Raw genomic sequence first — 13,844 nt, forward strand, 5'->3', positions numbered from 1 at the left:
GAGTGAGTCCTTTATATTGGATTTGGATGGATTACTGCCTCCAACCCATTATAAAGGATTTTTTTGTGGAAAAGATTAATTAGAGAGTATTCAGAATTCAACAACAAGAGATATTATTTTAACGCGACACTAGTGGCCAGAATAGATTTCACTTTTACCTAGCCTCTTCCATTTAGTGCTTCAATTATATGAAACGTTTCTAATAATCCTAAATGAAACTAAATTTTAACTTTCCGTTTTATATGATGTGGTCAGTACTAATTTCCCCTTCGTCTTCCTACCCTGCAATTGTCGCTGTGCTTCTGCTGCCTCTTCCAAATCAAATGTCCCACCTATTGTTAGTTGTAAATCTCCATTTCGTACATAATCTAGTAACTCTTTAAAGCTATTTTGATATACTTCATAGTTTTTCATGATTTGCGGCAAGAAAAAGCCTACGACCGATTGATTCCGTTGCATCAATTCTCCCGCATCCATTGGAGACCGTTCTCCACTTGCCGCACCAAAGACTACCATGCGTCCAAATGGTGCAAGACATTTTAGTGTTTTTCTAAAAATATCTCCCCCGACCATTTCAAGCGCCACATCCACACCTTTGCCATCAGTCAGTTCCCGCACCTTGGATTCCCAGCCTACTTCTGTGTAGTTGACCAGATGATCTGCACCCATATTTTTGGCGTGTGCTAGCTTTTCCTCACTGCTCGCTGTAGCAATAACTTTGCCAGCACCAAATAGTTTTGCTAACTGCACTGCAATTGCCCCTACACCGCCTGCTGCTGCATGTACAAGAACTGTTTCCCCTTTTTCTAATCTCCCCATTGTCTTTAAGATGTGATAAGCCGTCTGACCTTGAAGGGGTAGCGCAACTGCATCACTATATTCCACACCGTCTGGAATCGGTGCAAGTGTCATTTCTGGGATAGCTGCATATTCGGAATATCCTGCCGATTCAATAAGTGATACTACCCGCATACCTGGCTTAAAACGCTTTACGTCTTTCCCGACTTCCGTAATAACCCCTGCCACTTCAGCTCCTGGGATAAAAGGAAGTGGTGTCGGTACTACATACTTCCCTTCACGGCGTGCAACATCTGCATAATTTACACCAATAGCTTTAATTTCTACCAGTACATCTCGGTTCCCTATATCTGGTTTATCAATTTTCACAAGTTGCAGTACTTCTGGTCCACCATACTGTTCTAATTGAATTGCTTTCATGTCATCTTCCCCTTTATGAAATATAGTCTTCTGCTTGGTTAACCGCTTCTGCAATTTCACGCTTTGTATCCACTGTATCTTCGACCGATAATTCACTACATCTATCAAATATATTGTTTAGAATATGTGTTTTAGTATGTCCCGAAGCAACACTAGAAAGTAGTTTTCTCGCATTCATTTCCACACGTAGTAATGTATCCGTAACAAGCGCTTCTGTTAGTTTAATTTTTAGAGAGGCAGACTTGATATTTGAAGACTCTATTGCTTTAATTGTTCGTAAGACAGCCGATTCCATTGCATAGAGATCAATTGCTATATCAGCAAGTTTCATGAGAGCTTCCTGTTCATTCACAATATGTTCTCCATACTTTTGATACGTGAGATCGATACTTAGTAAGAACATATTTCTTACTAACGTAACTGCTTGTTGTTCTCTTGAAAGTGCAGGGCTTTGCAGAGTCGCCGGTTGAGCCAGTGCTTTACTCGCTTCTTTTACCAATTCTTGAAGTGGAACCATTCCTTTAGATGCCTGACTTAGTAATGAAATGGGAATGAGCAACCGATTAATTTCATTCGTTCCTTCAAAGATTCGGTTAATACGAGAGTCCCGGTACACTTGTTCAATTGCATAGTCTTTGATATACCCATACCCTCCATGAAGCTGCAATGATTCGTCGGCTACTTGATCTAGCGTTTCGGACCCATATACTTTACAAATGGCACATTCCACAGCATATTCCATCATCCGTTTAGCAAGTAAACGATGGTCTTCTGAATGCTCCAAGTCACCAAGTGCATTTTCTAAAAGAGAAGCAGTTCTATACTGAAGCGATTCTGCAGCATAAATCCGCGTCATCATATCCGCTATCTTTTCTTTTGTAGCAGTAAATTCAGCGATGGATTTTCCGAATTGCTTGCGCTCTTTTGTATAATCAATTGCTAATTTCATGCTGAACTTTGAAGCGCCCATTGTTGCAGAGCCTAAATTAAAACGTCCTAAATTGAGTACGTTTAATGCAATATGGTGACCTTTTCCCACTTCCCCCAGTAGATTACAAACGGGGACTTCACAGTTTTCAAAATACACTGCAGTCGTTGATGAACCTTTAATTCCCATTTTCTGCTCTTCTGGGCCAAGAGAAATTCCCGGGAAATCTTTCTCTACAATAAATGCAGTAAATGATATACCGTCTACTTTTGCATAAACGATAAATGTATCGGAAAAAGCAGCATTCGTAATATACAACTTTGAACCGTTCAAAATGTAATGTGTGCCTTCTTCATTTAACTTTGCTGTCGTTTTCGCCGATAATGCATCAGAACCTGAAGCTGGCTCTGTTAAACAGTAAGCACCAATAAATACGCCAGTTGCAAGTTTCGGTAAATAGTATTCTTTTTGCCATTGCGTTCCGAAATAAGTGATAGGTAGCGTGGCTATACATGTATGATTGGAATGCGCCACACTATATCCCCCCGCAGAGCCTAAACACTCACCAACAAGTCCTTTAGTAATTTTATCGAGACCTAGCCCACCATATTTCTCAGGTATACTGTGCGCTAGTAATCCGAGATCTCCTGCCTTAGTTAACAACGACTTCACAAGAGTAAAATCTTGTTTTTCAATTTCTATATTCCGTGGATGTACTTCTTTTTGTATAAAGTTTTTTGCTGAATTTGCAATCATATGGTGTTCGTCAGTAAATTCTTCTGGAGTAAATACTTCATGTGGTAATGTTGAGCGATATAGAAAAGCAGCACCATGGTAGAGCTGATTTTTATTAGACATGTACGTTCTCTCCTTTATCAATAATACAGCTGAAAACTTTGTCCCGATTTCCGTTTACTATATTTGGCTACTCATACCGCCATCCACCACTAATACGTCTCCAGTCATATAATCAGACGCTTTTGATGCTAAAAATACAGCTACACCTTTTAAATCATCTTCATTACCCAATCGATTTAAGGGTGTTCCATTTAAAATGTACTCACGACCGTTTTCAATTGTGACATTTGACATTTTCGTTGGGAAGAATCCTGGGGCAATTGCATTCACGTTAATATTATATCGTCCCCATTTTGCTGCCAAATCTTTAGTCAATACGATGACTGCACCTTTGCTCGTATTGTAACCTATCGTATCCATGAAATCTGGATGCGTTCCGCCAAGTCCTGCAACTGAAGCAATATTAATAATTTTTCCGCTATTTTGCTTAATCATGATCTTTCCCACTTCTCTGCTCATGATGAATGTTCCCGTTGCGTTTACGTTAAGCACTTTCTGAAAAGCTTCGATCGGCATATTTATTGTTGGCGCACCCCATGTGGCACCGCTATTATTCACCAGAATATCAATTGTTCCAAATTCCTTTACTGTCTCTTCAACTACTCTTTTCACATCTTCTTCATTTGCTACGTCACAAGCTAAACCTATTGATCTCACACCTAGCTTTTCTAACTCTTGACTCATGTCAATGCAAGGTTCTACTTTGCGCGAACAGACCACAACATTTGCTCCTGCTTCTGCAAATCCCCTTGCAATTTGTGCACCAAGTCCTCTTCCACCACCAGTAACTACTGCCGTTTTACCCTTTAGATTAAACAAATCAAGAACAGTCATGTCTACTTCCCCTTTTCTATAAACTTCTATTTTCCTTCTCCACATAAAAATCACTTCAGAATACTAACCGGTTGGTATGTTCAGAATAAAAAGATATAAATATCATAGTAAACGCTCAGCTAGTATTTAGCAAGACTTTACTTCCACCTTTAATACTTTAACTTGAAGAATACTTCTTTAGGAATATTAGGTAGTTTACACTTGGTTGAACAATCAAATTAACGGCAAGTAGAATCATACACAAAAGTGAGAAGTCTACTATGCAAACAAATCAAAGAACGTTCTCAACAGATTTTCAAAAACATGTCTCGTCTGTAAATCGGTCGTTGTAAATAGTTGATTGTCCCATAGCTTTGTAGCTATTGTATAGGTCATCTTACTAACAGTGGCCAATGTTAGAAACCCTACCATTGAAACGCCAATGTCATTTAAATATTTATCATCAACCTACCAACCCCCTTTTGCGAACCCGCCCCTCGCTATGATTGCTTTAATTTGCAAGATTTTATCACAATTCGTTGGAAAAGCCCCATGATTAGCGACTTCCATTAGTTCGGCCACTCCATATTTACCTATTTCATCTTTCTCCATATCTACTAGTCATTAGGCAAGAGTCATTGATAGTAAGTCCCATGCTTTAGATTAATACGCTCGATCCATACTAATAAAAAACTGAGAAGAAAAATAAATGCTTTTTCTTCTCAGTATCTCCTTTACGTTCTACCTGAAAGATCTTTCATAGTAAAACTTGACTCATCCTATTATTTTCCTTGAAAATCAATCTCAAATGTTTCTACAGCATTATCTAGAACGTCCTCTTTTTCAAAAAGCATTTGTTTATACTCAAAGTTCTTAAACATTTCAATTTGATCTTTATAATGTTGCGAATACTCACCGTCTTGTTTAATGAAACCTATCTGGCCAGGTGGTGTAATATTCATGCCTACAGGTCCATTCTCTGTCATTTCCACAAAATGATTTTCACTTCCTCGGTTCATAAAAATAATTGGTTGCTGATCTCCGAGTCCATGTGGCACCCCTATAAGGGATTTAGCTCCGAATGTCATCGTCTCAATAGGCATGATCCATTCTTTCATAGACACACCATATTCTTTTTCCAGCTCAACTACAACTTGGTCGAAACTATCACGTGCAATTTCTTCAATGTTGCGCCCTTTTAACCAATCATTTTCTACTTGTAACGCTGCTTTATCTCCTTGAACAAGATGGGACAATAAACTTGATCCACCTGATCGATGATCTACAAATGGTCTCATTTCTTCATAAAACTTACCAATATCTTCTTCTGTAACATTTACAAAGAACTGATCCCACCAAGCCTTCATAATTGTTGCGCCGGGCGAATCATAGTAGCCATCATTGTCTTTATCTTCATTTAAATTATTCCAATCCTCTAAAATGAAGTGAGCTTCTTCATATTTGCGATCGCTATCTACCTTCTCAGAGAGAGCATCTAGCAAAAATGGTTTGAACCAACGTGTCTTCAAATTAACAAAGCTTGCTTCATAGTTTACTTCATTAACTTCTTCAATCGTTAGCTTATTTCGTTCACTAATTCTGTCAATAAATTGATGATTTCGGTGATCTGCCCCCCACATATAGTTTTGTTCATTCGTATTCCAGTTCGGTCCAGGTTTGTTGTTCCAATTCGCTACAAAACCACGTTCAGGATTGACCTCATGCGGATTATCCTCTGTGTCTAGAAAACTTTTCCACTCATACTCACCTGTTCCTGGTGTGGGGAAACGCCAATCTACTCGCTCATCCCGCTCTGGTATTTGACCGACATGATAGTAAGCAATTTCATCGTTTTTATCAGCATAAAACCAATTCAATGACATGGTATACTCTCTTGCAGCAGTCGCAAATTCGTCTTGATTCTTTGCATAGTTCATCTTTAAATAAGCTGCCCAACTGTCTGCTTCAGTTCCTCGAAATGCCCACTTTTTACTGTAAGCAACCGGGTGGTTATCATCTTTAAAAATAACGGGACCATGAACACTATCGTGAAATTCCCGAGTAACCGTTTCAATCTCCCCATCATCTTTCTTCACATCAATACTTTCAGTTCTTTTTTCAAATTCAACCCATTCTCCATTGAACTTATACTCATTTGGATTTTCGGGGTTTACCTCTTCTTCAAATACATCTGATACATCACCATAGCCAGCAGTTGCTGTAAAGGCAAAATCATTCGTCGCACCAAACATAATGAATGGATATCCAATAAATGAAGAACCTTGAATAGTAAGATCTGGACCGTGAAGCCCGACTTCATAAATAAAGCCAGGTGCTGTAAAACCTACTTGTGGTCCACCAAACATGATTGGATTACCAGATTCAGATTTTGAAGCACCAATAATCGCTGCATTACTTCCTACTTTCAATGGAACTCCTAGTTCTTGCCGTTTATTAACAAAATCCTCCCGCAACGTCGAGACAGTTTCCCCTGCGAATGCGACTTGATCTTGCGTTTTAGCATTTGCAAATGGCGTTCCTTCACCAATTGAAGCTTCGCTATCTGAACTCGTTGGTGCATCTAGGTCATTTATCCAAACCATATCATTAAAGATTGCTTGCGCTTTTTCTTCATCGTATTCATCTAACAATTTGGCATAAATAGTAGCATTTTCAAGCTCTTGTTCTTGGTCCATGAAGGCCGTCATAGATGCCATGTACAAACGAAGAACATCTATACTTGACCAATTGTCAGGTTTCAAATCATACTCAGCAAATTCCTTTGATAATTTATTTTCGGGATCTTCAAGAGCCTCTTCGACATAGCGATCAATCCCACTTGAAAAGTTTTCAATGACTTGCTTCGCAAAAGGATCCATCTCATCGATCATTTTTTGAATCGCTTCATCAGTGTGTCCATCACGTCGAATCTTTTCATCATGCGCTAAGTACTCTTCGCCAAATACTGCCGCAGCGGTACCTTCATTTGCCCGTTTAAACATCTCCAGCTGAAAAAGTCGATCTTGTGCCATCACATAACCATAAGCTTTGTATAAGTCTTCCATCGAGTCCGCATAAATATGTGGAACCCCAAATTCATCGCGATGAACTTCAACAGCTTTGGAACCAGCTTTCACTTTTTCGTTTAACGATTCATCCTCTTTTGAGCAAGCAGATAAGAAGATCAAAACCAAAATAAGTACCATATGCGTAAGTAATTTCATTGAACGCTTCATTAAAATAACCACCCTATCAACTAGTATTCAAAAGATCAATTCAAACTGCGTTTGTTCCTACTTGTGTAGAGAACTACATTCAATTAATAATACTTCAATAAGAATTTTCCTAAGTGATAGCGTTTTCATTTTCTAGAAAAAAAGATTTATATCGCAAGATCTCCTACACCCCTTCCTGTCTTCCATCGAATCCCGTTTTTTTCCTAAAAAGGTTTAACCCTTCAATATATATAACACTTTTTAAACGGAGACCATGCTTTTCATTATAAACATCCACTTTCATAAGTCAACAATATTAAAAATATTCAAACTTTAGTATTTACCTATTTTGATAACATAGGTACGAAGAAGTACACTATATTTCATTTGAAGTGTTCCTGGTACGTGAATTAGATACTCCAGAAAAAATATGCTTATAGAAGAACTTTGTCGAGAGAGACTTTAAGGTAGATCAATGGCGGAATGGATACTACCTTTAAGATAGGGCGATCTCGTAAAAAGGAAACAGACTGGTAATGAGCTTCAAATAACGCTTACCGAATGGACTTCGGTTTATGGACTACGCCATACACGCGCAAGTATCTTGCACTACACAAAGGTTAGAACAACAGGATATTGACAACACATTGAAGTATTGTGCACACATTTTTAAAAAATTACGCGTACGTGATGAAAAGGTCACCATCGCTACCTGCGAGAGTATGATCGAGTAAATGTGTATAATGGTTTCACTTCCTATCGTTTTCTAACGTCTTCTCCATAAATAAAAACGCTATAAACGCTGTCATTACAACGTTTATAGCGCTATTTAAATTTCTTAACTTCTTCTTAACTGTCTTGATTGCGTCCCAGAAGGAATTCGAACCCCCGACCTACGCCTTAGGAGGGCGTTGTTCTATCCAGCTGAGCTACTAGGATAAAATGTGCTTGAAGCGTCGTGAATACAGCGCCTACAGGAATACTTGTTTATTGGAATTCAAGCTTAGTCAATTTATTCGAACTAGAGTATTTGTCCAATTATCTAACTCACCTTTTCATATAATGAGTATAAGGTCGGCCGGCATAAAAAGCGTAATGGAGGTGAAAAGATATGTGTTCTAAAAATAATAGACGGGGAAATCGGATAGAGTCGGATTGTGAATGTCGAGAAGTAAGATCAAATCACGATAATAGGCACCACTGTAACCGTGATTTTAAGCACCACGATAATAAACAACACTGTGACCGTGATTTTAAGCACGACGATAATAAACACCACTGTAACCGCGACTTTAATTGTAAAAATGAGTTCAGGTGTCAATGCAGAAGATGTAATCGCAGACGCTTTAACTTTTTCTGGTAAATGTAATGAGAGTAAGAAGGTAAAATAATAAATGTGTCTGCGCAGACAAAGCATAAGAAATGGAAAGGCAATTACTTTAAATTGAGTAATTGCCTTTTGGGGATTTGAAGTGGTAAAGCGTGACAAGAGGTTATATATACTGTTAATACTTAAGGTGATTTTAAAGTGTAACTTTTTATCAAATCTCGACTTTTATAAACTGTTTTTACTAGACGAGGTAAACTATCGCAATATCTTAGAAGGTTTGGTGGTTCTGCTGAGATATGTGTTCATGTTTATTATTCTAACACTTGCAAGTCATTTTTTATAGACCAAGTATTTGTTAAGTCCATTTAAAGGTCCATTCTAGTAATCAATTTCATGGATTTGATTGATATCAAAGTGTTTGGTTTCAGTAAAAAGTAACCAAATAACGTCCCAGGAGGGATTCGAACCCCCGACCTACGCCTTAGGAGGGCGTTGCTCTATCCAGCTGAGCTACTAGGACATGATAGAAATGAGTAACACTTCGATTCATCTGCTGATTCAAAGTGTTCTCATGCTTATGATTAATCGTTAGCCGTACCATCATAATCTTCATTAAACCATAATTGCTCATGATCATCCACGTCGCCATTATAGTTAATCAAAATTTCTTCTCCAGCCTTGATATCTGTATAGGCAAAGAAATCAAATGTATGGTGATCGAAATTAATATCATAGGTCGCATTTGGTTCATAAGAATGATTGAATAACATTCCGTAACCAAGTAGGACAGCGGTATGATTTTCTCCATACTCGAAAGCGTAGTCAGCTAGAACAGTTTTTTCAATATGTTGATGTTGTTCATTTGGATAGGAGATAACAGGCGCCTCGTGTAACAGCTGCCCTTTTTTAATATCGCATTTTGCAAATACGCCCCTATTGAATTCCCCTTCGCCAATTGGAGAAAGTTTTACTTCTATCATGTCTTTCACCTACTCGCTTGTAAATTATACTTGGCTAGTATACCATTAATTCCATCCGATTGCTGATTTCTTTTCTCATAAATAAAAACGGACTTCCACAGTAGTTATTTATTTTTCAGAGATAGATGCCGTCCATACACCTTGGTACAATCAATCGGTGTTACAACTAACAGGAATAGACATTTGACTGAATACATTTCATACATAAAACCTATACCTTTCTATGCAAAGTCTTTATCCACTTCCTGCTTATCATAATCAAGGATCCACTCTGAGTATTGTTCATATAGAAATCGAATAGAACCTCTGTCAGCCGCTATGATATCACATCCCCGATCATCGTATAGATGATAAATGATATTTTTGGATACGTTGATGAAGAATATATCATAACCACTTTCAGGATTCTGTTTTAAAATCGTTGTTGGATCAGCAAAGTCTTCGTAACAAATCGCTTTCAGCAACTGCTTATACCGAATATCCTGTCTCTTACAAGTAAGCATAAATCGATGCGTTAGAATTTCTTCCTCCTCATGTCCATGGGGATTAGGAATCGTAGAAAACCGCAATGTATATAATAATTCTTTTCGTTTAATAAACTTGGAATACACATTCAAAGGTCTTTCACGTAGAAAATGATTATTTGTATGGACATCAGTAACCATCATGATTTCATCATCATCCCCAAACACCGCTTCGAATAACGTAATGGACCGATAGAATGCTTGTTTTAAGAAATCTGGTTCATCAAATGCAATGGATTCTGAAATTTCAAAGCGTATAGCTTTATTTGTTTCGTAAAATAGTGCAGGTGCCAGTTCAATCCCATGGAAATACTTCGTTAAATACAATTCTAAAGTTTTCATTCAATTCACTCTCCATTATGATTGCTTAGATGATAGTTAATACAATATCTCGTAGTTCTTCCAACGCATCTTAAAATAGCTTGGATCAGTGAATAGTGCAAGTGATTTTTTCCATCTCAAGCCCATCTCCATACATCGCAAATATTATTATATTTCCACCCTTCAATTTATAAACTATATAGTAAAGAATAGCATAGTAAATTGATCTCCCACCTACTTATATGGAAGATTCTCTTTCATCCACTCTAAGAACACCAAAGAGGTACACTGTTCTATGCTGTTAAGTACATGTTCTAGTTTTCATGGCACCAATTAATCTACTGTAAAATAGTACGTAAATATTCTTGACGAGCTCTTTCTTCTTAATACTTTATTCTTCTCAATTTATAGGTAAGCTGATCAGCATCCCACTTCTCTAGTTCTCAAAATACCAAATAGGTAGATTTTGTAAAGGACTATCATGTATCATATAGATACAATGTAAAAAGTGAGGTTACAGACTATATGAACAAAAAACAATTATCGTGGGCTGTAGCTGGTGCAGTCGTATTGCTGATAGCGCTAATTATTGCCATTATAAGCAACAAAGAAACACCAGAAACTACAACAGAAGAGCCAGCATTAACCGAAACCCCGACACAAGGCAATGCAACAGAACAATCCGATGAACTTAAACTTACAGAAGTTCCCACTAAGGAACAGCCTAATTTGAATGAAATCAAAAAAGATGTCAAAGAACCTGAAGAACCAACAAAAGAACAGTCAACAAAACCAGTTACAGGATCATCTAACACGGTTCGAAATACATCTCCGACACAGCCGTCAACGCCGGCATCAAAACCAACAGAACAAAATAAACAAGCTAAACCGGCAACTACGAATTCCATAAAAGACGGTACGTATGAGGTAGGAACAGATGTAGAACCAGGTGAATACCTCGTTTTCTCCAATGGTGTTACACTCTTGGAAAATACAACTGATCAATCAGGAAATCCTGACAGTATTGTATTCAACGTTGCACTGGATGGACGTTCCCACACTTACGTAACATTACGCGAAGGTGAATACTTTACGTTAAAAGGTGGAAAAATGTATCCCGCAGCATCCGCGCCTAGTATTAAACCGTCAAACGGAATATATAAAGATGGCCAATACAAAGTGGGTACAGATATTCCCGCTGGTTCGTATACATTGTTGGTAGATGATCAAAGCGACATAGGATTTTATGAGATTAGCCAAAATAGCCGACAAGACATGATGGATCTTCTCGTAAGTGATGTAGTGGAAGGTGAAACGTCTATTAACATAACGAACGGCCAATATTTGACGATCCGAAATGCCTATTTAGAAGTACAATAAAAAGCACACACAAAACCTTTTTGGTTTTGTGTGTGCTTTCATTTTTAGACCTTTCGCACTTTCAATACCCACCAAATTAATACAAATTGCAGTGGAAGTCTTAGCCACAATGCTGTTGCCGATACATCATAATTCTCAGCTGTAAAGGCCATATACATATTAACTGGGAATACAAGAACTAAAAATATCGCAATTAATAAACCTGTAACATAACGTGTCCGCTTCATGAACAATCCTATAGCCAATGCAATCTCCATTACACCTGATATGTACACAACGGCTTTTCTAAACGGTACCCACTCAGGCATCATGCCTGTAAAAAATGCTTCCATTGCGAAGTGACCGATTCCTGCCGCTAAAAATAACACACAAAATGCGTATAATGCAACTTTTCTCATACACTATAGTCTCCTAACTTTCCTCTACTCTGCTAGTGCCCTTTATGCAACCTACGTAAACCTAATCAACTATTAATATTATATTAAAAAAGTAAAGTGGTCTACTATTCATTTCAATAAACAAAAAACCTAAGCTCTCCGATTGGGAGCTTAGGTAATAAATTAAAGTTAATTGAAGTTATACTCCGTTACAATTTTCTCTCTATCTGAGATCACATCATTGAAATACTCATATAAACATATACCAAGGAAAGAACCCGATATATTCACAATGTTATCAAAACCACTATTTTGTAAGGCCATCAACGCATTGTAGCTACGCTGTGAAGACCTGCAATGAACATAGACGGGTACATCTTTCGGCACTTCTTCCATTCGGTCACGTAGCTGACTGAGTGGAATATTAATCGCATTCAATACGTGACCGTTCGCAAATTCATTCTCTTCACGTACGTCGATAATCACCGCGTTTTGCTCTACCAGTTCCCGCACTTCTGATACATGGACTTGCTCATAACGGCCGTATAGAATGTTAAGAGCAACAAGTGCGGCTAGATTGACGACGTCTTTAGCCGTACTGTACATAGGTGAATAGGTTAGCTCAAGCTCTTTTAGATCTTCAAGCGTACCCCCCATCGAGATAAGTGTCGCAATGACATCAATGCGCTTATCCGCATTTCCTTTACCAATTGCTTGCGCCCCTAATACTTTCCCTGTCGGTACTTCAAATACTAATTTGAAGTGGAGTGGATTACTAGTAGGCATCAATGAAACTTTATCGGCTGCAATAATATAAACGCTATCGTGCTGAATTCCTGCTAATTTCGCCATTTTTTCATTGAGGCCTGTGGAAGCTGCTACCAAATCAAAAATCTGGATACTCGATGAGCCAATGACGCCTTTGTTTTGATGAGGGATCCCATACATGTGATCCGCTGCGGCACGTGCTTGACGTTGAGCAGGACCAGCTAAAGCCAGTCTCGTTGGTTTATGAAGTAACTGGTGATACACTTCAATGGCATCTCCGACTGCATAAATTGATTTGTCATTTGTTCGGTAATTGGCATCTACTTTAATACCACCAAGCTCTCCGATTTCAAGATTCGCATCTTTCGCAAGCTTCGTCTCGGGACGAACACCAATTGCTAGGACAACCACTTGTGCATCAACTTCTTTACCAGAATTCAACGTAACATTGCTATCAGTAATTTTAGCCAATCCATCGTTTACAATCACTTCGATCCCTTTATCCATTAGTTCTTTATGCAAAATTTGAGCCATATCATAATCAAAAGGCATCATGACTTGGTTGGCAAATTCGATTAACGAAACATTCCGTCCAGCAAGCTTTAAGTTCTCCGCCACTTCTACACCGATGAAACCACCACCGATGACCGCTATATTTTCGATATCTTTCGTTTGTACATAATTGTTCAGACGCTCAATATCTTCCACGTTGCGAACCGTGAAAACGTGTTTCGAATCTACACCTTCTAAATTCGGAACGATTGGACTCGCTCCTGGAGATAACACTAGTCGATCGTAGCTCTCCTCATATGTTTCACCTGTCAGCACATGCGAAATGCTTACCGTTTTTTCTTTGCGATTAATGGCTATCACTTCTTGTCTGACACGCGCATCAATATTATATTTACTTTTAAACACAACAGGATCCATTAATACAAGCTTGTCGCTATCTTCTACAATACCGCTGAGATAAAACGGTAAAGAACAGTTAGAAAAAGATACATGCGGTCCTTTTTCAAACATAATGATTTCCGCTTGCTCATCCATACGTCGAATACGTGCAGCTGTTGAAGCTCCACCTGCTACTCCGCCAATTACAACAATCTTCACCTTGCCATCTCCTTATTTAGTA

General features: G+C 38.3%; 10 protein-coding genes and 2 tRNA genes. 1 reads left to right on the top strand and 11 read right to left on the bottom strand.

The window, feature by feature from the left end; genetic code table 11:
• Positions 1-225: 225 nt before the first annotated feature.
• The 9 genes from CSV80_RS02800 to CSV80_RS02840 form a co-directional block, all read right to left on the bottom strand.
• Positions 226-1,218 carry a quinone oxidoreductase family protein gene (locus CSV80_RS02800; protein WP_099669502.1) on the bottom strand — a complete coding sequence of 331 codons (993 nt, stop codon included), beginning with the start codon at positions 1,216-1,218 and terminating at the stop codon, positions 226-228.
• A gap of 13 nt (positions 1,219-1,231) precedes the next feature.
• Positions 1,232-3,004: an acyl-CoA dehydrogenase family protein gene (locus CSV80_RS02805; RefSeq protein ID WP_099669503.1), complete on the bottom strand. Its 1,773-nt coding sequence runs from the start codon at positions 3,002-3,004 to the stop codon at positions 1,232-1,234.
• A gap of 57 nt (positions 3,005-3,061) precedes the next feature.
• A complete protein-coding gene (locus tag CSV80_RS02810; protein WP_099669504.1) occupies positions 3,062-3,838 on the bottom strand; it encodes an SDR family oxidoreductase in 777 nt (258 codons plus the stop codon).
• A gap of 761 nt (positions 3,839-4,599) precedes the next feature.
• Entirely contained in the window at positions 4,600-7,053 is a 2,454-nt protein-coding gene (locus CSV80_RS02815) for a penicillin acylase family protein (RefSeq protein ID WP_099669505.1), read from the bottom strand.
• 844 nt (positions 7,054-7,897) lie between these two features.
• Positions 7,898-7,970: transfer RNA gene (locus CSV80_RS02820), tRNA-Arg, on the bottom strand.
• Positions 7,971-8,209: 239 nt separating this feature from the next.
• Positions 8,210-8,449 carry a hypothetical protein gene (locus CSV80_RS02825; protein ID WP_099669506.1) on the bottom strand — a complete coding sequence of 80 codons (240 nt, stop codon included), beginning with the start codon at positions 8,447-8,449 and terminating at the stop codon, positions 8,210-8,212.
• 359 nt (positions 8,450-8,808) lie between these two features.
• Positions 8,809-8,882: transfer RNA gene (locus CSV80_RS02830), tRNA-Arg, on the bottom strand.
• A 61-nt stretch (positions 8,883-8,943) separates the two neighbouring features.
• Positions 8,944-9,342 carry an SET domain-containing protein gene (locus CSV80_RS02835; protein WP_099669507.1) on the bottom strand — a complete coding sequence of 133 codons (399 nt, stop codon included), beginning with the start codon at positions 9,340-9,342 and terminating at the stop codon, positions 8,944-8,946.
• A 221-nt stretch (positions 9,343-9,563) separates the two neighbouring features.
• The gene (locus CSV80_RS02840; protein ID WP_099669508.1) at positions 9,564-10,208 is read right to left on the bottom strand and encodes a DUF3885 domain-containing protein; all 645 of its coding nucleotides are present in this window, start codon (positions 10,206-10,208) and stop codon (positions 9,564-9,566) included.
• A 504-nt stretch (positions 10,209-10,712) separates the two neighbouring features.
• Here CSV80_RS02840 and CSV80_RS02845 point away from each other — a divergent pair.
• Positions 10,713-11,567 (top strand): Rv1352/Rv1906c domain-containing protein, encoded by an 855-nt coding sequence (locus CSV80_RS02845; RefSeq protein ID WP_099669509.1) that lies wholly within the window; start codon positions 10,713-10,715, stop codon positions 11,565-11,567.
• Positions 11,568-11,611: 44 nt separating this feature from the next.
• Here the strand turns inward: CSV80_RS02845 and CSV80_RS02850 are convergent, their stop codons facing one another.
• Positions 11,612-11,965 (bottom strand): DoxX family protein, encoded by a 354-nt coding sequence (locus tag CSV80_RS02850; protein ID WP_099669510.1) that lies wholly within the window; start codon positions 11,963-11,965, stop codon positions 11,612-11,614.
• Positions 11,966-12,133: 168 nt separating this feature from the next.
• Positions 12,134-13,822 carry an FAD-dependent oxidoreductase gene (locus CSV80_RS02855; RefSeq protein ID WP_233201499.1) on the bottom strand — a complete coding sequence of 563 codons (1,689 nt, stop codon included), beginning with the start codon at positions 13,820-13,822 and terminating at the stop codon, positions 12,134-12,136.
• Between the last annotated feature and the right edge of the window lie 22 nt (positions 13,823-13,844).

This window comes from Sporosarcina sp. P12(2017) (assembly GCF_002743035.1).
GTDB classification, from domain to species: domain Bacteria; phylum Bacillota; class Bacilli; order Bacillales_A; family Planococcaceae; genus Sporosarcina; species Sporosarcina ureae.

Excerpts from the sequence above, each read along its gene's own strand:
- CSV80_RS02800 (WP_099669502.1), bottom strand. The coding sequence starts at position 1,218 with ATGAAAGCAATTCAATTAGAACAGTATGGTGGACCAGAAGTACTGCAA.
- CSV80_RS02815 (WP_099669505.1), bottom strand. The coding sequence starts at position 7,053 with ATGAAGCGTTCAATGAAATTACTTACGCATATGGTACTTATTTTGGTT.
- CSV80_RS02850 (WP_099669510.1), bottom strand. The coding sequence starts at position 11,965 with ATGAGAAAAGTTGCATTATACGCATTTTGTGTGTTATTTTTAGCGGCA.
- CSV80_RS02810 (WP_099669504.1), bottom strand. The coding sequence starts at position 3,838 with ATGACTGTTCTTGATTTGTTTAATCTAAAGGGTAAAACGGCAGTAGTT.
- CSV80_RS02805 (WP_099669503.1), bottom strand. The coding sequence starts at position 3,004 with ATGTCTAATAAAAATCAGCTCTACCATGGTGCTGCTTTTCTATATCGC.
- CSV80_RS02835 (WP_099669507.1), bottom strand. The coding sequence starts at position 9,342 with ATGATAGAAGTAAAACTTTCTCCAATTGGCGAAGGGGAATTCAATAGG.
- CSV80_RS02840 (WP_099669508.1), bottom strand. The coding sequence starts at position 10,208 with ATGAAAACTTTAGAATTGTATTTAACGAAGTATTTCCATGGGATTGAA.
- CSV80_RS02825 (WP_099669506.1), bottom strand. The coding sequence starts at position 8,449 with ATGCTTTGTCTGCGCAGACACATTTATTATTTTACCTTCTTACTCTCA.
- CSV80_RS02845 (WP_099669509.1), top strand. The coding sequence starts at position 10,713 with ATGAACAAAAAACAATTATCGTGGGCTGTAGCTGGTGCAGTCGTATTG.